Source organism: Sodalis praecaptivus, from assembly GCF_000517425.1.
Classification (GTDB): Bacteria; Pseudomonadota; Gammaproteobacteria; order Enterobacterales; family Enterobacteriaceae; genus Sodalis_A; species Sodalis_A praecaptivus.
On the sequence record NZ_CP006569.1, the window covers coordinates 2,483,593 to 2,503,374 of the forward strand.

Here is a 19,782-nt window from a genome sequence, read left to right on the forward strand (position 1 = left end):
CGCCGGCTAAGCCAGGGCCTCTGCGGCCCAATACACCGACCGAACCGGAGGCGTCACCGGCACAAGGAACCCGCTAAGCCAAAAGCGTCTCTGGCCGTCGACCAAGCGAAGCAAAAGCGCCACCGTTCCAATACACCCACCGAACCGGAGGCGTCACCAACTCGATCGGCTGACCTAGCCTGGGGATCGCCAAGCCGGTCGGCCGAACTCGGGCAGGGCCGTCTTTATGGCGTCGCCGGCGTTAACACGCTGGATCCACGGCCACGCATAAGTATTTCATTTCCAGGTACTCCTCGATACCAAAGCGCGATCCCTCCCGCCCGAGGCCCGATTGTTTCACGCCGCCGAACGGCGCGACCTCATTGGAAATCAAGCCGGTATTCACACCCACCATACCGTATTCCAGCGCCTCGGGCACCCGCCACTGCCGGCCGGCGTCGCGGGTAAAGACGTACGCCGCCAGACCGAACTCGGTATCGTTAGCCATTCGGATAGCCTCCGCTTCATCGCTGAACGGAAACAGCGGCGCCACGGGACCAAAGGTTTCTTCGCGCGCGAAACGCATCGTTGCGCTAACATCGCCGATAAGGGTCGGCTCAAAGAAGCTTCCGCCCAAGGCATGGGATTTGCCGCCGGCGAGCAACGTGGCCCCTTGAGCAAGCGCATCGGCGATATGCTCGCGCACTTTGGCCACCGCCGAGGCATCAATAAGCGGTCCCTGGGTCACATCAGGCGCGGTCCCCGGCCCTACGTTGAGTTCCTGCACGCGGGCCTGCAGTTTTTCCACCAACGCCGGATAAATTCCCCGCTGTACATAAATACGGTTCGCGCACACGCAGGTCTGCCCGCTATTGCGGAACTTGGCGGCCATGATCCCCGCCACCGCCTGATCCACATCGGCGTCGTCGAAGACCAGCACCGGCGCATTGCCGCCCAGCTCCAGCGACAGTTTTTTCACCGTCGGCGCGCATTGCGCCATTAGTAGCCGCCCCACTTCCGTCGAGCCGGTAAAGCTGAGTTTACGCACCACCGGGCTGTCGCACAGCACTTTCCCCACCTGCACCGCCGGGCCGGCCACCACCTGCAATACGCCGCGGGGAATACCGGCGCGTGTCGCCAGCACCGCCAGCGCCAGCGCGGTGAGCGGCGTCTGTTCGGCCGGTTTGACTATCATGGTGCAGCCGGCGGCCAGCGCCGGCGCTACTTTGCGGGTAATCATCGCCGCCGGGAAATTCCACGGCGTGATAGCGGCGGTGACCCCAATGGCCTGTTTAAGCACTAACATCCGCTGTCCCGGCTGCGGCGAGGCCAGCACGCTCCCTTCCACCCGTTTGGCCTCTTCGGCGAACCAACGGATAAAACTGTTGGCATAGCCTATCTCACCGCGCGCTTCCGCCAGCGGTTTGCCCTGCTCGGCGGTCAGCAGCTGCGCCAGATCCTCACGCGCGGCGTCAATCAAATCTGCCCAGGCCTGCAAGCGCGCGGCGCGCTGCTGGCCGGTCAGCGCGCGCCAGCCGGGCAGCGCTCGCTCGGCGGCGTCAATAGCGGTCTGGGTCTGAGCGGCGCTCATTTGCGCTACCGCGGCCAGCGGTTCGCCGGTAGCCGGATTCACTACCGTTTCTCGCCCCCCCTGGTCGCCATCGCACCAGGTACCGTCGATAAGACATTGTTCACGAAATAATTGCGGGTCATTGAGTGGTATCACGTCGGGATCCTTGCTTAAAGTGAAGGCGATTTCAGCAGCGTACACAACAGCGCCAGCGCCGCATTGAATTGCGTCTCGGGAATGGTCAGCGGATACAAAAAGCGGATCACGTTGCCGTCCACGCCGCAGGTCAGCAGCAGCAGCCGCTGCGCCAGCGCCTGCTGCTGGATACGCTGCGCGAAGGCGGCATCAGGCTCGCCGCTGACGGGATCGCGAAACTCCACCGCCACCATCGAGCCGAGCCCGCGCACGTCGGCGATGGCCGGACAGTCGCGCTTCATCTCCCGCAGCGTGTCCTGCAATTGGTCACCCAACCGCGCCGCGCGCGCGCAAAGCTGCTCTTCGTCAATCACGTCCAGCACCGCCAGCGCCGCCGCCACCGCCAAGGGATTGCCGGCATAGGTGCCGCCCAATCCGCCGGGCGCCGGCGCGTCCATCACCTCGGCGCGCCCGGCCACGCCGGAGATCGGCAGGCCGCCGCCCAGGCTTTTCGCCATCGTCACGATATCCGCTTTCACCGACGGGCAATGGTCCATGGCGAACAGTTTGCCGGTGCGGCCAAAGCCGGACTGCACTTCGTCGGCAATCATCAGAATACCGTGCCGATCGCACAACGCACGCAGCCCGAGCAGAAATTCCGGCGGCGCGATGTTGAATCCGCCCTCACCCTGTACCGGCTCAAACAAAATCGCCGCCACCTGATCCGCGGCGATATCGGTACGAAACAGACGCTCGATGCTGGCGAGGGACTGCGCCACCGAAACATCGTGCAGCGCGTTGGGATATTGGGCGTGAAAAATTTGCCCCGGCAGCGGCCCAAAACCCAGCTTGTAGGGCGCGACTTTGCCGGTCAGCGCCAGCGTCAGCAGCGTGCGGCCGTGAAAGCCGCCGCCAAAGGTAATCACCCCCGGCCGGCCGGTAAAGGCGCGGGCGATCTTCACCGCATTTTCCAGCGCCTCCGCCCCGGTGCTGAAGAAGGTACTTTTGACCGGCCCCGCCACCGGCGCGACGGCATTGATTTTTTCCGCCAGGGTGACAAAACTGGCGTAAGGGACCACCTGATACGAGGTATGGGTAAAGCGCGCCAATTGTTGTTCTACGGCGGCGATGACCTTGGGATGGCGATGGCCGGTATTCAGTACCGCAATACCGGCGGCGAAATCGGTAAATTCTCGCCCTTCGCTGTCCCATAGCGTGGCGTTTTCCGCCCGCTCGGCAAAGAAATCACACATGACGCCCACGCCGCGTGGGGTGGCCGCCAAACGACGCTGATTCAATTCACTATTGCTCATAGGTACCTCATAACCATAGATTGGGAGCGCGGACGCCGCGATAGCCCCGCAGGAGGACTTTGTTCTTGCTATTAATGCCTTTTGTGGCCCTATAATCCAGTGCCAGTTTTAAAAACTTAAAGGTGCCAATTGCGATCATTATTAACCGACATGCTGCAAGGGCAACTTGCGGCCATTAGCGACGGTACGCTGAATCGCCGGCTGTATCGCGCCATTCGTCAGGGGATACTGGAGGGGGTACTGCGCGCGGGCAGCCGACTACCGGCCACCCGCGATCTGGCGCAGCAATTGGCGATATCGCGCAATACCGTCAGCACCGCCTATGATCAGCTCCAGGCGGAGGGCTATATCTCTACCCGCGCGGGCAGCGGAACGTTCGTCACGGCGCATCTGCCCGACGGCGCGATGACCACCGTGAAGCCGCCACCCCCCACCGCCGCGCAGCAGCGCGCGCTGGCGTTGTCGGCGCGCGGTACGGCGCTGCTGCACAGCGCGGGCGCCTCACCCCATCAGTGGGGCGCATTTATGCCCGGTGTACCGGACGTCGCCGGGTTTCCCCACGCCGTGTGGCGACGAATTCAAGCGCGGGTGATAAAACGTATCGCGCCGCATGCATTGACCTATTCTCCTCTCGGCGGCAGCCCGGCGCTGCGCCAGGCGCTGGTAGATTATCTGCGCATTGCCCGTTCGGTTATCTGCGATCCCGAGCAAATTGTGATTACGGAAGGCACGCACCAGGCAATTGATTTATTGGCGAAAATGCTGTGCAATCCCGGCGATCGCGTGTGGGTGGAAGAGCCGAGCTATTGGGGGATCCGCAATGTGCTGGCGGTGAACGGCGTAATCCTAACGCCGGTCACGGTGGACGATGCCGGCCTGAATCCGCCGCCGTTGAGAAAGACGATGCGCGCACCAAAATTGATTTTCGTGACACCGTCACATCAATACCCCACCGGAGCGGTGATGAGTTTGGCCAGGCGCCAGCGGCTGCTGGCGTTGGCGCAGGAGCAAGGCAGTTGGGTGGTAGAGGATGATTACGATTCCGAATTCCGCTTTTCCGGCAATCCCATCCCGGCGCTGCAAAGCCTGACGCCGCAGGCGCCGGTGATTTATATCGGCACCTTTAGCAAGACGCTTTATCCCGGCCTGCGCATCAGTTATATGGTGCTACCGCAGTCGCTGGCGGCGTCGGTGAGCCGCGCCCATGCGGAACTTTACCGCGGCGGCCATTGGCAGACCCAGCAAACGCTGGCGGCATTTATCCGCGAGGGGCATTATGCTTCGCATATCCGCCGCATGCGGCTGCTGTATGGCAAGCGACGCACGCTGCTGACCCAATTGGTGCTGCACTGGCTCGGCCCCGAGGCGCTGGCGCCGGACAGCAACGCCGGCCTGCATTTGATCCTTGCGCTAACGGCCAACACCGATGATGTACGGCTGGCGGAAGAGGCCGCCAGACAAGGAATACACGTGCGGCCCTTGTCGAGTTACTATCTGCGTGCGCGCCGGCGGCGCGGTCTGCTGCTGGGTTACGCCTGCGTCGATGAAGACGGGATTCAACCGGCGTTTTTGACCCTGCTGCGCTGTATCGCCCGGCATTATCCGGCGCTGTTGCGCCAGCCGTTGCCCCCGCCGTTGGTAGATTTAGAATAACGGCCCCAGGCCGTGGACGGATAAGAGAGACCGGCCCCGACGCGCCGGGAGCGCGCATCAAAAAGAGGCATTTTCGCCGGCGGTGGCGCGTTGAGAGCGCGGGCCAAGGTTTTTTTCTCGCCGGCGGTGGCGTACCCCGCCAGCACCGCCGGGGACACCGTTAGCGTCGTACCAAGCGGTAAATCCACAGCACGACGATGGCGCCAATCACCGCCACCACGAAGCTGCCGAAGTTAAACCCGTCCACCCGGCCGTAGCCGAAGAAGGTACTGATCCAGCCGCCGACCACCGCACCGATGATCCCCAGCACAATGGTGATGATAAAACCGCCGCCGTCGCGACCGGGCATGATCCATTTCGCAATAATCCCCGCAATCAGCCCAAAAATAATCCAGGATAGAATACCCATCGTTTACTCTCCTTTGTTACCGGTTAACAAAACACCCGCCAGCAATCCCACCAGGGCCGCAGCTCCGACCGCGGCCCACGGATTGGCTTTTATCCAGCCGCACGATCGCCCCGCGACCTCATGCAGGCCGCTACAGGTATCGTCGGCTAACTGTTGGGCCGTTTCGCGGACTTTTTCCGCCTGTGACGTGGCTTTTTTTCTGGAAAACATACGGCATCCTTCTCTTCGCACTAGGTCGAACGGCATCACGCACCGTGCTCATGAAACATGAAAGCATGTTAAGTATAGACAAACACAAGGAATGTGCCGGCCGTAGGTTGAGCACGGCGATGCACAGTGGCGCACGTGAGGGGCTCTTGACAGCACATCGGCGATGGTCGATAAACTAACGGCGCAAGCCCAACGTCGCCATTTTTGCAGCGGGCGTGCGCGTCGTTGACGTCAACGGCGTTGTTCAGGCAATGCCAACCTTTGTGGCGGACGCATAACCGCCGCGTCGGCAGGAGGGGTAAGATGAAAGTTGCTTTAGGCCAGTTTAGCGTGGCCCGTGAATGGCAGGCCAATCTGCGCACCTGCATTGACTTGATGCAACAGGCGCAGGCCGGCGGCGCGGATTTATTGGTGTTGCCGGAAGCGGTGATGGCGCAGGACAGTGCCGATCCCACGTTATCGGTAAAAGTCGCCCAGCCGCTGGACGGTCCGTTTGTCAGCGCCCTGTTGACCGCCAGCCGCGCCTTTGCGATGACAACCATACTGGGTCTCCACGTTCCCGCGCCGGCGGGGAAAGCCAGCAATGTCGTGATCGCGCTGCGCGACGGCGCCATCGTCGCGCGCTATCACAAACTGCATCTGTATGACGCCTTCGCCATGCAGGAGTCACGCAACATTCAGGCGGGCGACACGGTGCCCCCGCTTTTCGCGGTGGCGGGTATGACGGTGGGTCTGATGACCTGCTACGATATCCGCTTTCCAGAACTGGCAGGCCGCCTGGCGCTGGACGGCGCCGACGTTCTGGTCCTGCCTTCCGCCTGGGTGAGAGGGCCGCTGAAGGAGCGGCACTGGGAGGTGCTGGTGACCGCCCGCGCGCTGGACAACACCTGCTATCTGGTGGCGGTGGGGGAATGCGGACCGCGCAACATCGGTCAGAGCTTGGTGGTGGATCCGCTCGGGGTCGCGATCGCCAAAGCGGCGGAAACACCGGCGCTGATTTTCGCCCATCTCGATCCCGCCCGCGTGCAGCAGGCCCGGCAGGCGCTGCCCGTATTGGCCAATCGCCGGTTTGCGCGGCCGGAGCTGGCGCCGCCCGCAGCTCGGGACCTAAAACGGCAGTGAGGTGAGTTCAATCAGCGTCAACGTTCCGCCGAAGACAGCGCCGGTATCAATATAATACTGATTATAATAATGCCGCACCCGGCTTACCGGCGTATGGCCAAAAAAGAAATGGCTGGCGCCGGTAATGGCTTTGCCTCGTCCCTGCTGGTGACGGCCGATACGCTTGCGGCTCCACAGCACCGCCTCGCCGTCAATGTCTTGCCCAAAGACATAGTGGTCCAGCGGATAATCCGCATGGGCTATCACCATACGGCGCTGACCGCAGGTCAGGTCAATAACCAGCGGCAGGCGCGCGCAGGTGTCGATCCCCTGCCGTGCCCGCTGCCTGTCGGCGCCCGTCAGTTGATAAAACCACCGCCCGCCGTTAGCCAGCCACAGCCGATCGTCACCGGTGCGCAGGGCATCGATCGCCATTTGCTCGTGATTCCCGCGTACGGAACGAAACCAGGGGTTTTCCAGCAGGGGCAAACACGCTTCACTCTGCGGGCCGCGGTCGATAAGATCCCCTAGCGCAATCAATAAGTCTCGCTTCTGGTCAAAACGCTGGCGCTCAAGCTTCGTCATCAGCATGTCATAACAGCCGTGCAGATCGCCCACCAAGAACACGCGCGCCCAGTGGGCGGCATCGATTTTCTGATAAGGTGACGCGGCATCGATAGCGTTCATCGCGGCTCCTGGTCCGGGGAAAAACTCAGCGCATCGGCCGGCACGGCCGGCGTGTCAAAATGTCGTCTAGTTAGCATAGCAGCGTGGGCGGCGCCATTGGGTGAAAATTATCGCCGTGCGGCGAATTGCCGGCAGAAATCGTTTACCTGTCCCCCTTGACGCTGGCACACTGATTATTTGACCGGTTCCCCCTATCGCCGCCCGCGCGCCGGAGGGATCATGACAAACAAGGGGAGCGGCGTAATGGAATGGACGCAACGCACAGCGCTGTGGGCGCTAAACGTGGCGGCGGTATTTTTCGGCATGTCGGCGATATTGGGTAAGTTGATTTCCCTTGCGCCGGTCACCCTGGTTTTCGGCCGCGGTCTGTTTGCGCTGTTGGCCCTCGGCTTGCTGATGTGCACCGTTAACAACGCCCGCTGGCAGCCCCTGACCTGGCGCCAGCTGTGGCTGTTGATCTTGGGCGGCGGGCTGTTGACCGCGCACTGGGTGACCTTTTTTATGGCGGTCAAGCAGGCGGGTGTCGCTCTGGCGACGCTCGGCTTCGCCAGCTTTCCCGCCTTTACCGCTCTGTTTGAAAGCCTGGCGTTTCGCGAGCGGATCCGCTGGCCGGAGGGCGCGTTGATCCTGCTGATTTGCTTGGGATTAATACTGGTCTGCCCCGCTTTTGCTCTTCGCCAGGCCGCGACCGTCGGGTTCGTTTGGGGTATTGTTTCCGGCGCGCTGTTGGCGCTGCTGCTGCTGTGCAACCGATTATCGGTCCGCCATGTGCCGCCGCTACAGGCGGCGCTGTGCCAGAATGGGGTCATCGCCCTTTTGACGCTACCCGCCGCCTGGCGCGCGCTACCGGCGGCCAGCCCGACCGACTGGGGTTATCTGTTGCTGTTGGGCGTGGTGTGCACCGGTGTCGCCCACGGTTTACTGGTCAACAGCCTGCGTTACGTCAGAGGCCGGACGGCGGCGATGATTTTCGCCCTCGAGCCGGTGTATGCCATTATTTTTGCCTGGCTGTTGTTTAACGAAGAGCCCACGCCGCGCATCTTTGCCGGCGCGGCGTTGATTGTGTGTTCCGTGGCGGGCGTCGCGCGCCTGAACGATCGCCCAACGCCTTGAACCGCACGCCGGTTTGTCGCCCGACGCCGGCCGCGCCTGCCAATCGGCGCGGCCGGGTTATGGATGCCGCCGTCGCCCTAAGGCGCTAGCCGGTCGGTTTATCCATGCCATTGGCGCCAAACGGCGCTCGCGGGCCGGGTACACCCTGCCATTGGCGCCAAGCGCCAAGCCTGACACCTAAGGGCCGAGCGTCAGGCAGCGAGCGTCACGGCAGCATCGGCAGTTTCAGCCCATGACGCTTGGCCACCGCGATGGCATCGGGATAGCCGGCATCGGCGTGACGCATGACGCCGGTTGCCGGATCGTTCCACAGCACGCGCGCCAGCCGTTCGTCGGCGCTGTGGCTACCGTCGCAAACGATCACCATACCCGCGTGCTGCGAGAAACCCATGCCCACGCCGCCGCCGTGATGCAGACTGACCCAGGTCGCGCCGCCGGCGGTGCTTAATAAGGCATTGAGCAGCGGCCAGTCGGATACGGCGTCGGTACCGTCGCGCATGGCTTCGGTTTCGCGGTTGGGCGAGGCGACCGAGCCGCAGTCAAGGTGATCGCGGCCGATGACGACCGGCGCCTTGAGTTCGCCATTGCGCACCATTTCATTGAACGCCAGACCTGCCAGGTGCCTTTCGCCCAGCCCCAGCCAGCAAATCCGGGCCGGCAGCCCCTGGAAAGCGATACGCTCGCGGGCCATGTCCAACCAGTTATGCAACAGCGCGTTGTTGGGGAACAGCTCTTTTAGCTTGGCATCGGTTTTATAAATATCTTCCGGATCACCGGACAACGCCACCCAGCGGAACGGCCCTTTCCCCTCGCAGAACAGCGGACGAATGTAGGCGGGTACAAAGCCCGGGAAATCGAAGGCGTTGCTCACCCCTTCTTCCAGCGCCACCTGACGGATATTGTTGCCGTAATCTACGGTGGGCACGCCCAGGGCATGAAACGCCAGCATTGCTTTCACATGCTGCGCCATCGAACCACGGGCCGCGCGAATTACCGCCTCGGGATCGGACTGGCGCGTCGCCTGCCATTGTTCCAGACTCCAGCCGGCGGGCAGATAACCATTTAGCGGATCGTGCGCCGATGTCTGGTCGGTAACGATGTGCGGCCGCGGTCCGCCCTCGGCGGCGCGGCGCGCCAGTTCCGGCATGATCTCGGCGGCATTGCCCAGCAGCCCTACGGAGATCGGCTGTTTATCGCGGCAGGCCTGTTCAATCAGCGCCAGCGCCTCGTCTATGCTGTACGCCTTGCGGTCGAGGTAGCGGGTGCGCAGGCGAAAATCGATGCGCGACTCTTGGCACTCAATCGCCAGAACGCTGGCGCCGGCCAGTACCCCGGCCAGCGGCTGCGCGCCGCCCATGCCGCCCAGACCGGCGGTGAGGATCCATTTACCGCTTAAGTCGCTGTTATAATGCTGGCGGCCGGCTTCGGCGAAGGTTTCATAGGTTCCCTGCACGATGCCCTGCGCGCCGATATAAATCCACGATCCGGCGGTCATCTGGCCGTACATCATCAGTCCGGCGCGATCCAGTTCATGGAATTTCTCCCAGTTGGCCCAATGGGGCACCAGATTAGAGTTGGCTATCAGCACGCGCGGCGCATCGGTATGCGTACGGAATACCCCAACCGGTTTGCCGGACTGCACCAACAGCGTTTCGTCTTCGTTCAAGTCGCGCAGGCTGGCCAAAATCGCTTCAAAGCACGGCCAGTTGCGCGCCGCTTTGCCGATGCCGCCATAAACGACCAAATCTTCCGGCCGCTCGGCCACATCGGGATCGAGGTTGTTTTGAATCATGCGGTACGGCGCTTCAATCAGCCAGTTTTTGCAATGCAGCGTGCTGCCCTGCGGCGCTTTGACGGGACGCGAAGTCGCGCGGCTAAAATCGTTGTTCATCGGGAGTCCTTATAAGTTAGAGGGGCGCATAACTGGGCAGAATTGCCAACACCGCCTGCGGCCAGGGCTGTTCAGCCACCCAGTCCCGCATTGCCGCGATATCCGGCGCCATGAGGCGGTCGCGTTCAAGAAACGCCACCCGCTGACGAATGGCCGCAAGCTGTGACTCCATCAGCGCGGAGCTTTGCAGCGGCCGGTTAAAATCGATCCCCTGGGCGGCCGCCATGGCTTCGATGCCCACCACCACGGCGGTATTAAAGCACATGTCGCCTAAACGGCGGGCGGCATAGGTGGCCATGGAGACGTGGTCTTCCTGATTGGCCGAGGTGGGCAAACTGTCCACGCTGCCCGGATGCGCCAGGGATTTATTTTCCGAGGCCAGCGCCGCGGCGGTGACCTGCGCTATCATGAAACCGGAGTTCACGCCGCCGTCGCGCACCAGAAACGGCGGCAGGCCCGAAAGTCCGGTATCGAGCAGCAGCGCCAGCCGACGTTCAGAAATAGCGCCTATTTCCGCCACCGCCAGGGCAATGATGTCGGCGGCAAACGCCACCGGCTCGGCGTGGAAGTTGCCGCCGGAGATAACATCGCCGGTGTCGGTAAACACCAGCGGATTATCGGAGGCCGCATTGGCTTCGATCGTTAATGTGCGTGCGGCATAATGCAGATTGTCGAGGCATGCCCCCATCACCTGCGGCACGCAGCGGATAGAATAGGGATCTTGCACCCGGCCGCAATTGGCGTGGGACACCACGATCTCGCTGCCGTCGAGCAGTGCGCTGACCGCCGCCGCCACGGCTATTTGCCCCTGCTGTCCGCGGGCCTGATGAATGCGCGCATCGAAAGGTTTCACCGAGCCTTTGATCGCTTCCAGCGACAGCGCGCCGGACACCAGCCCGGCGGCGAAAGCCCGCTCCGCCTCAAACAGGCCGGCCAGCGCCAGCGCGGTGGAAACCTGGGTACCGTTGAGCAGCGCCAGCCCCTCTTTCGGCGCCAGCTCGACAGGCGCCAGGCCCGCCAGCGTCAGCCCGTCGGTCGCCGCCATCAGTTTGCCGTCCACCCGCACCTGCCCCTCGCCGAGAAGCATCAGCGACAGATGGGCCAGCGGCGCCAAATCGCCGGAGGCGCCGACCGAACCTTTCTCCGGTATACAGGGCATTACCCCGGCGTTATACAACGCCAATAGCGCCTGCACTACCTCTGGGCGAATACCGGAATGACCGCGCGCCAGGCTAATGATTTTACCGGCCATCACCAGGCGCACGACGGCGTCCGCCAGCCAGTCGCCGATACCGACACTGTGGGACAGCACCAGGTTGCGCTGCAATTCGGCCAGACGATCGGCGGGGATACGGGTCTGCGCCAACTTGCCAAAGCCGGTATTGATTCCGTAGACCACCGCGCCGCTGTCAAGAATACGGCCGACGGTATGCTGGGCGTTTCTGATGGCGTCCCACGCGCGCTCATCCAGGGATAGTTCAACTTCACCTTGGTAAATTGCGCGCAGCGCCGGCAGATCCACCTCCCCCGGCACCAGGCAGTAAGGGCGTAAAGCAGACGTTGCAGATGGCATAATCTATTCCTGTCTATACAAGTAAAGGTCAACAAAAGCGCGTGCCTAAGCCGCGCTGACATAATGGGTGACGCCGACCGGCGGGCGACGCGCCTGCACCGGTTAGCCCGCGGCGTTTTGCCGCGGATCGCAACGTTACTATCGCCTAGGTCAGCGAGCGCGCATCGTTTTCGCGAATGTGCGCCCAGCGAGACCTGCGCCGGACCGCGCGGGCGAGCGGTGGCCATAGGCGCCGGCGAACCACGCCTGTCTCGCAATGACGTGTCTATACAAGATTAACCAAGCAAAGCTTGTGCCAAACCGCTTCTGGTCTTAACAGGTACCCCATCACGCTCCGCGCCAGCAAGGCCGCGCGTGTAACGATTCCGCCAGTAGCCCCTGTTCAGGCGCCCTGCGGCCGCGCAGCGGCATTTACCGCCGCAGAAAAAATGGCCGCCACCGGGGCAAGCCTTGCGCCATCATGGCGCGTCTCGCCCCCGGATTGTGCAGTTAACCTCAAGGACGGCCAAAGGGTCCAATATGCGCCCAGAGCGCCAGCCCTTGTGGCGTCGCAAGCGTAAGCCGCCAAGCGCTGGCGCAAAGGTGCCACCAGACTCCCTGTGACGGCCCGAGCCTCAGCGGCGGCGCGTCCGACGCGCCATCCGTCAATTGCCAATCGCCGGACAGGATATACAGCACGCCGCTTTGCCCGGCCGGCAACGTCTGAGCGGCGGAAATCGCTTGCACCTGCGCCTGCCATTCGCCGCGGCGGGTCATGATATTAAAATCCTGGCTCGCCCCGCCGGCGAGCGTTGCCTGGATGGCGTCATCACCGGAAAACGCGTAGGGCTCGGCCTGTTGCACCAGCGCATGCCGCACCCCCTGGCCGTTGTCCAAAATCACGCCGTCGCCGCTGATAAGCGTAATGCTTCTGTCAACGCCGGGAAACGGCGAAAAACCGCCATCCCTATCGATGGTCGCGATGCTGGCGCGCCAGGCGAAGTCGCCGCCGTCCGCCACCCGCGGCACGCTGGCGATCTCGCGGGTCACGCCGCCGCCGTTACGCCACGGCGTTACCGGCAGCGCCGCCAGGCTGAACGGCCGAGCGCCGCTCATCGCGCCACCTGTTGCAGATCCTGTAGTACCGCGGCGAAGGCGGCGGCGCTGGCGTGCTCCAGCGCATGATGCCCATCTTGAATGACGTGGCGTCCGGCGACGAAAACATCGCGGATCTGCTGGCGTCCGCCGGCAAACAGCCAGCGGTTGATCACCGTCTCGTCCGGGGCCGATTGCAGATAGGGATCCCGCGCATCCAGCACCAGCCAATCGGCGCGGTAGCCCGCGGTCAATTGCCCGGCGGCGATCCCGCACGCCGCCGCACCGCCCGCCAGCGCACCGGCATACAGCGCGTCGCCGACCGCCGCGTCCTGGGCAGTCGCCAGCCGGTTACGGCGGCGATCCCGCAGCCGCTGGCCATACTCCAGCCAGCGTAGCTCCTCAACCACGTCTAGCGAAACATGGCTATCGGAGCCGATACCCCAACGTCCGCCGAGCGGCAAATAGTCGGTCGCCGGGAAGATACCGTCGCCCAGGTTGGCCTCGGTCGTGGGACACAGACCGGCCACCGCCCCGCTGCGCGCCAGCGCCGTGATCTCGTCGTCATCCAGATGGGTGGCGTGGATAAGGCACCAGCGCGCGTCCACCGGGGCATGATCCAACAGCCAGCGCACGGGCCGTTGTCCCGACCAGGCCAGACAGTCATTAACTTCCTTTAACTGCTCCGCTACATGGATATGAACCGGCAACGTAGGGTCGGTCTGCGCCAGCACCGTGCTCATCTGCGCTTCGTCCACCGCGCGCAGCGAATGGAAACAGACGCCGAGACGCTGGTGGCGCTGGCCGGCGAGATGCTGTGCCAACAGCTGGTGCTGATGCAGGTAAGCCTCGGTCTGTTGAATAAACCGGCGCTGTCCGGGCTGCGCCGGTTGAGCGCCGAACCCGCTATAGCTGTAGAGCACCGGCAACAGCGTTAACCCGATACCGCTCTCGGCCGCGGCCTGGCTTATCCGTAGCGCCATTTCACCCGGATGTTGATATGCCCGACCCTGGGGATCTTGATGCAGATAATGGAACTCCGCCACCTGACTGTAGCCGCCCTTGAGCATTTCGATATACAGCTGGCGAGCGATAATGTGGACCTGATCGGGGCTAAGCGTCGCCACCATACGGTACATAACGTCGCGCCAGGTCCAGAAGCTGTCCTGGGGATCCCCCACCACTTCCGTCAGCCCCGCCATGGCGCGTTGGAACGCATGGGAGTGCAGGTTGGGCATCGCAGGTACCACGGGACCGGCCAGCACAGCAGCCTCGCCGGGCGACGCATCCGGCGTTACGGCAAGCAGATTGCCCTCATCGTTAACCTGCAACAGGACATTATGGCGCCAGCCCTGCGGCAGCAGGGCGCGGGGAGCGAAATAATCGGGCATGGTAGATTCCGGTTAAACAAAAAAAATGCGGGGAGCCGCGGCCCATCCACACGAAATACTTATCGACTTGTCTATACATATACATACGCAGAATTGATCAGTAAACTGTTTTCGTCAAAAAGTCTAACGTCGAGGTTAAACGTGGCTGAACCCCAGTTCGCAGCACAGCTCTCCGCCGTGATGAGTGATACGCCGGCGCCTATCTATCAGCGCGTCAAACAGGCCATCGTGCGGCAAATCCGCACCGGCGCCTGGGCGCCCCATCAGCGTATCCCGTCCGAAAGCGAAATGGTGGCGGAGCTCGGCGTCAGCCGCATGACCATCAACCGCGCGTTGCGTGAACTGACCAGCGAAGGGTATCTGCTGCGTATGCAGGGGGTGGGCACCTTTGTCGCCGAAATGAAACCGCAAACCGAGATGCTGGAGGTGCGCAACATCGCCGACGAAATCGCCGCCCGCGGCCATCGCCACAGCAGCCGGCTGGTGAACTTGCAGGCGCGCCCCGCCACCGCCGACGAAGCGCAGGCGCTAGGCATCCCCCCCGGTCAGCGGCTGTTCCACTCGCTCATTGTCCATTACGAAAACGACGTGGCGGTGCAGTTGGAAGATCGCTGCGTGAACCCCATCGCCGCGCCCGATTACCTGCAGCAGGATTTCACGCGCATCACCCCCTACATCTACCTGACGCAGGTCGCACCGCTCACCGCCGGGGAGCACCGGGTTGAAGCGGTGGCGCCGAACGCCGCGCAGCGTAGCCTGCTGGGCCTGACCGATAACGAGCCGTGTCTGCTCATCCACCGCCGCACCTGGTCTGGACGGCAGGTGGTAACCTCGGCGCACCTGCTCTACCCCGGCTCTCGCTACCAACTGTTCGGCAGTTTTACCGTTTAAACCGTTACGTTTCACCGCTAACCTCACCGGGAGATTTCGCGCAATGCCAGTATCAGTGCAGTATGACAGTGTTTGGACGGGCGCCACCCTGGTGACCCTGCAAGAGGGGCGCTACAGCGCAATACCCGACGGTGCCATCGCGGTGCGCGACGGACGCATCGCCTGGTTAGGCCCCCGCCAAGCGTTAGGACCGCACGACGCGCGGGAATATCAGGATGTCGGCGGCGGTATCATTACGCCCGGCCTGATAGATTGTCATACCCATCTCGTCTTCGGCGGCGACCGCAGCCGGGAGTTTGAACAGCGGCTGTCGGGCGTCAGCTATAGCGAGATTGCCGCCGCCGGCGGGGGGATTCTCTCTACGGTGCGCGCAACGCGTGACGCCGATGAAGATCACTTGCTGGCCGCGGCCGAACAGCGCCTGGCGCTGCTGATGGCCGAAGGAGTCACCTGTATTGAAATTAAATCCGGCTATGGGCTAACGCTGGACAGCGAGATGAAAATGCTGCGCGTTGCGCGCCGTCTGGCCGAGCGCCATCCCATTGACATCAAAACCAGCTTCTTGGCCGCCCACGCCCTGCCGCCGGAATATCACGGTCGCGCCGATGATTACATCACGCTGATTTGCGAGGAGTGGCTACCGGCGGTGGCCGCCGCCGGCCTGGCGGACGCGGTGGACGGGTTTTGCGAGCATCTGGCGTTCTCGCCGGCGCAAATCACGCGGGTCTTCGAGGCGGCCACCCGCCTCGGTTTGCCGCTAAAACTGCATGCCGAGCAGCTCTCATCGCTGGGCGGCAGCACCCTCGCGGCGCGCTTTGGCGCCCTGTCGGCGGATCATCTGGAGTATGCCACCGCCGATGACGCGCGGGCGATGGCGGCGGCGGGTACCGTTGCGGTCCTGTTGCCCGGCGCCTGCTACCTGCTGCGCGAGAGCCAAATGCCGCCGGTAGCGCATTTCCGGCAACAGGGGGTTAAAATGGCGCTCGCCAGCGACAGCAATCCCGGCACCTCGCCGGCCTGCTCGCTGCGTTTGATGCTGAATATGGGCTGCACGCTGTTTCATCTGACCCCCGAAGAGGCGCTGGCCGGCGTCACGCTGCACGCCGCCCACGCCCTGGGCGTCGCGCCTGAGCAGGGGTCGCTGGCGGTGGGCAAATGGGCGAACTTCGTACATTGGCCGGTGGCCGCTCCCGCCGAACTGGCCTACTGGCTGGGAGGACAACTTCCCTGTACGGTAATTTACCGCGGCCGGCGTCGTTGACGCCGGGCGATTTATCCGTCATTTTCCGGAGACGTGCGTTATGACCATAACAGAACCTTATGACTACCATCCCGGCTCGCTACCGCTGCTGGTGAGCATTCCCCATGCCGGCACCCGCCTGACGCCGGCGGTGGAGGACGGATTGAGCGATGCCGCCCGCCCCCTGCCCGATACCGACTGGCACATCCCGCTGCTGTATGATTTCGCCCGCCAGATGGGCGCGCACATCCTTCAGGGCACCTATTCGCGTATGGTCATCGATTTGAACCGGCCGCCCGATGACACACCGCTGTACACCACCGCCACTACCGGGCTGTATCCCGACACGCTGTTCGACGGCACCCCCACCTTCGCGCCGGGGAAGACGCCGTCGGCGCAAGAGCGGCAGCGCTATCTAACGGACATTTGGCACCCCTATCATCAGCGGCTGCAGGAGGTGTTGAGCGACATCAAGGCGCGCCACGGTTACGCCCTATTGTTCGACGCCCATTCCATTGCTTCGCGCATTCCGCGCCTGTTTGAGGGCACGCTGCCAAGCCTGAATATCGGTACCAATCAGGGCGCCAGCTGCGCGCCCTCGCTGGAGGAAGCGGTGCGCAATTGCTGCGTCGCGCAACCGTTCAGCTACGTCTTCAACGGGCGCTTCAAGGGCGGTTACATCACCCGCGCTTACGGGCAGCCGCATGCGCAACAACACGCGGTACAGCTCGAACTGGCGCAATGCAACTATATGGAGGAAACCGCGCCCTTTGATTATGCCCCGACGCGCGCGGCACAGCTGCAACAGACGCTGCGCGCGATGCTCTCGGGCATCGTCGCGTGGGGAGAACAGCAGGGCTAAGCGTGTTTTTTCAGCGACTTGCGCAACATTTCGGCAATCGTCCGGTCTGCGGGAAAAAGGGTTTTGACATCCCAGGCCCGGGCGATTAGTATGCTGCGCACTGCATAATTCCTCTGTAGTTCAGTCGGTAGAACGGCGGACTGTTAATCCGTATGTCACTGGTTCGAGTCCAGTCAGAGGAGCCAAATTCGAGAAAGCCCGCCTTCCTTACCGAGGCGGGCTTTTTGCTGTTTAGTGTGGCTAGCAATGGGTGAAAAGCGCATGCGGCCGATGTCGACAAAAGCTTTCAAAGCGCCACGCCGCGAATAAAACGGCGTTATTGCTAAGTTATCGGTACGGGCCAATCTGGAGCACCTGATGGACAAGGACACACTCGTTACACTGCTGAAGTACAAGCGTTGGATTGATTCTGAGACCCTTAAAACGATCAACCTGATCGATGGTTCCGCGTAGGCGGAAAAACGTCACCTGATGCTGAGGTTGATGAATCATATTTATGTCGTAGACATGATTTTTAAGGCAAACATGACGGGCCGGCAGCATGGTTACACCGCTTTAAATACCCCAGAAACACCCTCTGTCGCGGAGCTTGCCGTTAAAATTGCCGAGGCTACGAATGGGTATATCCAGCAGCTGAAAGCCATGACTTCGGCCGATCTGGGCGAAACCATCACGTTCAATTTCGTCGACGGCGGCAATGGCGCAATGACAGCCATGGAGATGCTAAACCCTATGCTTTTTCATGGAATCTACCATCGCGGCGCCGTGGGCTGGCTGATATCTGAATGTGGTGCGGTGCCCCCGAAGGAGGTGCTGACCGTCTTCCTAAGAGACCATAACCACTGACAGGGGCTATCTGCAGTGGCTCATATGACCCGCGTCTTTGACGGCCGCTTTGAGCGAATTGCAGACGTAGTCCGCAATTGATGTTGTCTCTGAAAGGCAATAGCCAAAACTGACCGCCTTTCCCCACATTTTGTGACATGCATCATGTAAAAGTGATCCTGTTTTAAACACCAAAATTGTGACCCCCTGCCACACCTCCAGTCTCAAAATTCCCTATCATAAACTCTAAGTTGTACATGATTGTCCATAGACAACTCTAAATGTTCAGGTGCGCACCATGAAAGCATTGATTAAAAGTTCTCAAATCCCTCTTTACCAACAGGTTGTGGAATGGATAAGGGAAAGCATTTATAGCGGCGAATTGGTTGAGGATGACCGCATACCTTCAGAATTTCAAATCATGGATATGCTCGAAGTAAGTCGCGGTACCGTTAAGAAAGCGGTAGATCAGCTAGTTAGGGAAGGCGTCCTTGTGCAAGTTCAAGGCAAAGGAACCTTCGTGAAGAAGGAAAATGTTGCTTATCCGTTGGGTGAAGGCTTGCTTTCTTTTGCTGAAGCCCTGGCAAGCCAGAAAATAAATTTCACAACCAGCGTGATTACTTCCAGGCTGGAACCTGCCAACCGCTTTGTGGCTGAAAAACTGGGAATTAACCCGGGGCAGGATATTTTATTTCTTGAACGCCTTCGTTCTATTGGCGATGAAAAAGTGATGTTGATTGAAAATCGTATTAATGTTGAACTCTGCCCCGGCATTGCTGATGTCGATTTTACCAAAGAAAATCTCTTTCCAACAATAGAGAAGCTATCTGAAAAGAAAATAAGTTTCTCTGAAAGTCGTTACGCAGCCAGATTAATTGGCAATGAGCGAGGGCATTATCTTGATATTGGTGAAGATGCTCCTGTTCTGCATTTAGAACAGCTGGTTTTTTTCTCCAGAGGATTGCCCGTTGAGTTTGGTAACGTCTGGTTAAAAGGCAATAAATATTATCTTGGCACCATTTTGCAGCGCCGGGATGCAAACTAGCAAAGAGGGTATTATGCAGGATATTAACTTTCGTCGCCATTATGTGCGGCACCTCCCTAAGGAGGTCAGCCAGAAGGACATTATTAAGTCTCTTGCCAGTCCACTAATTAACGATGGTATGGTCGTGTCTGATTTTGCTGAACACGTTATTGAGCGAGAACAAAATTTTCCAACAGGTCTGCCGGTGGACCCTGTCGGTGTCGCTATCCCACATACTGATCACAAACATGTTCGTCAGAATGCAATCAGTGTTGGAATACTGGCTCAGCCCGTCAATTTTGAAGATATGGGCGGAGAGACTGAACCGGTGCCTGTCAGGGTGGTGTTCATGCTTGCTTTAGGTGAAAGCAACAAGCAGCTCAACGTGTTGGGCTGGATAATGGATGTGATCCAGGATGCGGATTTTATGCAGCAGTTATTGGTCATGAATGATGATGAAATTTATCAGTCGATTTACACACGTATATCTGAAAGAGGTGAATTATGAGTCAAATGATACTCTTTGTTTGTGCAACAGGGGTTGCTACTTCTACGGCAGTGGCAGAAAAGGTAATGGAATATTGTAAAGATAATGGACTTAACGTTCATTACTCACAAACTAATGTAGCTTCACTCCCCAATAATACCGATGGTGCAGCTTTAGTTGTATCCACAACTAAAGTTCCTTATGAACTGGATATCCCGGTAGTGAGTGGCTTGCCAATCATTACCGGAATCGGTGAGGATAAAGTTTTAGAAAAAATAGTTTCTATTCTCAAGGGTCAGGCCTGAATTAAAGACTAATAACTCAGATAAATATCCCAGACGCTAACGCGAGGTC

At 60.7% G+C, this 19,782-nt stretch carries 18 protein-coding genes, 1 tRNA gene and 1 pseudogene; 11 read left to right on the top strand and 9 right to left on the bottom strand.

Annotation, left to right across the window (positions count from 1 at the left end; genetic code table 11):
• Positions 1 to 241: 241 nt before the first annotated feature.
• Entirely contained in the window at positions 242 to 1,702 is a 1,461-nt protein-coding gene (locus SANT_RS10960) for an NAD-dependent succinate-semialdehyde dehydrogenase (RefSeq protein ID WP_025422337.1), read from the bottom strand.
• Between the two features lie 17 nt (positions 1,703 to 1,719).
• Positions 1,720 to 2,997 carry a 4-aminobutyrate--2-oxoglutarate transaminase gene (locus SANT_RS10965; protein WP_025422338.1) on the bottom strand — a complete coding sequence of 426 codons (1,278 nt, stop codon included), beginning with the start codon at positions 2,995 to 2,997 and terminating at the stop codon, positions 1,720 to 1,722.
• A 129-nt stretch (positions 2,998 to 3,126) separates the two neighbouring features.
• Between SANT_RS10965 and SANT_RS10970 the strand changes: the two genes are divergently transcribed.
• Entirely contained in the window at positions 3,127 to 4,650 is a 1,524-nt protein-coding gene (locus SANT_RS10970) for a PLP-dependent aminotransferase family protein (RefSeq protein WP_025422339.1), read from the top strand.
• 160 nt (positions 4,651 to 4,810) lie between these two features.
• Here the strand turns inward: SANT_RS10970 and SANT_RS10975 are convergent, their stop codons facing one another.
• Positions 4,811 to 5,059, bottom strand: coding sequence for a GlsB/YeaQ/YmgE family stress response membrane protein (locus SANT_RS10975; protein WP_025422340.1), 249 nt, complete (start codon positions 5,057 to 5,059; stop codon positions 4,811 to 4,813).
• A 3-nt stretch (positions 5,060 to 5,062) separates the two neighbouring features.
• Positions 5,063 to 5,269, bottom strand: coding sequence for a DUF883 family protein (locus tag SANT_RS10980; RefSeq protein ID WP_025422341.1), 207 nt, complete (start codon positions 5,267 to 5,269; stop codon positions 5,063 to 5,065).
• A 303-nt stretch (positions 5,270 to 5,572) separates the two neighbouring features.
• Here SANT_RS10980 and SANT_RS10985 point away from each other — a divergent pair, with 303 nt between their 5' ends.
• Positions 5,573 to 6,391: a deaminated glutathione amidase gene (locus SANT_RS10985; RefSeq protein ID WP_025422342.1), complete on the top strand. Its 819-nt coding sequence runs from the start codon at positions 5,573 to 5,575 to the stop codon at positions 6,389 to 6,391.
• On the opposite strand, the gene SANT_RS10990 is transcribed toward SANT_RS10985, so the two are convergent.
• Positions 6,377 to 7,057, bottom strand: coding sequence for a metallophosphoesterase (locus SANT_RS10990; protein ID WP_025422343.1), 681 nt, complete (start codon positions 7,055 to 7,057; stop codon positions 6,377 to 6,379). The two genes, SANT_RS10985 and SANT_RS10990, sit on opposite strands and share 15 nt — an antisense overlap.
• 243 nt (positions 7,058 to 7,300) lie before the next feature.
• Here SANT_RS10990 and SANT_RS10995 point away from each other — a divergent pair, with 243 nt between their 5' ends.
• A complete protein-coding gene (locus tag SANT_RS10995; RefSeq protein WP_025422344.1) occupies positions 7,301 to 8,170 on the top strand; it encodes a DMT family transporter in 870 nt (289 codons plus the stop codon).
• Positions 8,171 to 8,375: 205 nt separating this feature from the next.
• Here the strand turns inward: SANT_RS10995 and hutU are convergent, their stop codons facing one another.
• The 4 genes from hutU to SANT_RS11015 all read right to left on the bottom strand — a co-directional run bounded on the left by hutU (position 8,376) and on the right by SANT_RS11015 (position 14,099).
• Positions 8,376 to 10,061: a urocanate hydratase gene (gene hutU / locus SANT_RS11000; protein ID WP_025422345.1), complete on the bottom strand. Its 1,686-nt coding sequence runs from the start codon at positions 10,059 to 10,061 to the stop codon at positions 8,376 to 8,378.
• Between the two features lie 16 nt (positions 10,062 to 10,077).
• On the bottom strand, positions 10,078 to 11,634 hold the full coding sequence (hutH, locus tag SANT_RS11005; protein ID WP_025422346.1) for a histidine ammonia-lyase: 1,557 nt from the start codon (positions 11,632 to 11,634) through the stop codon (positions 10,078 to 10,080).
• 495 nt (positions 11,635 to 12,129) lie between these two features.
• Positions 12,130 to 12,729 (bottom strand): HutD family protein, encoded by a 600-nt coding sequence (locus SANT_RS11010; RefSeq protein WP_025422347.1) that lies wholly within the window; start codon positions 12,727 to 12,729, stop codon positions 12,130 to 12,132.
• Positions 12,726 to 14,099 (bottom strand): formimidoylglutamate deiminase, encoded by a 1,374-nt coding sequence (locus SANT_RS11015; RefSeq protein ID WP_025422348.1) that lies wholly within the window; start codon positions 14,097 to 14,099, stop codon positions 12,726 to 12,728. The genes SANT_RS11010 and SANT_RS11015 overlap by 4 nt, the downstream gene beginning before the upstream one ends.
• Positions 14,100 to 14,240: 141 nt before the next feature.
• On the opposite strand from SANT_RS11015, the gene hutC reads away from it, so the two are divergent.
• From hutC to SANT_RS23350, 8 genes and pseudogenes are all read left to right on the top strand, one after another.
• Positions 14,241 to 14,990 (top strand): histidine utilization repressor, encoded by a 750-nt coding sequence (gene hutC, locus SANT_RS11020; protein ID WP_025422349.1) that lies wholly within the window; start codon positions 14,241 to 14,243, stop codon positions 14,988 to 14,990.
• Between the two features lie 43 nt (positions 14,991 to 15,033).
• Complete coding sequence (gene hutI / locus SANT_RS11025) at positions 15,034 to 16,251, top strand: imidazolonepropionase (protein WP_025422350.1); 1,218 nt, start codon at positions 15,034 to 15,036, stop codon at positions 16,249 to 16,251.
• Between the two features lie 40 nt (positions 16,252 to 16,291).
• On the top strand, positions 16,292 to 17,092 hold the full coding sequence (gene hutG, locus SANT_RS11030) for an N-formylglutamate deformylase (RefSeq protein WP_025422351.1): 801 nt from the start codon (positions 16,292 to 16,294) through the stop codon (positions 17,090 to 17,092).
• A 109-nt stretch (positions 17,093 to 17,201) separates the two neighbouring features.
• A tRNA-Asn gene (locus SANT_RS11035) sits at positions 17,202 to 17,277 on the top strand.
• 172 nt (positions 17,278 to 17,449) lie between these two features.
• A pseudogene (locus SANT_RS11040) lies at positions 17,450 to 17,938 on the top strand (DinB family protein).
• Between the two features lie 277 nt (positions 17,939 to 18,215).
• Positions 18,216 to 18,962 (top strand): GntR family transcriptional regulator, encoded by a 747-nt coding sequence (locus SANT_RS11045; protein WP_025422352.1) that lies wholly within the window; start codon positions 18,216 to 18,218, stop codon positions 18,960 to 18,962.
• Between the two features lie 13 nt (positions 18,963 to 18,975).
• Positions 18,976 to 19,449: a PTS sugar transporter subunit IIA gene (locus SANT_RS11050; RefSeq protein ID WP_025422353.1), complete on the top strand. Its 474-nt coding sequence runs from the start codon at positions 18,976 to 18,978 to the stop codon at positions 19,447 to 19,449.
• On the top strand, positions 19,446 to 19,733 hold the full coding sequence (locus SANT_RS23350; RefSeq protein WP_071882019.1) for a PTS sugar transporter subunit IIB: 288 nt from the start codon (positions 19,446 to 19,448) through the stop codon (positions 19,731 to 19,733). Before SANT_RS11050 ends, SANT_RS23350 begins: the two co-directional genes overlap by 4 nt.
• Positions 19,734 to 19,782: the final 49 nt, after the last annotated feature.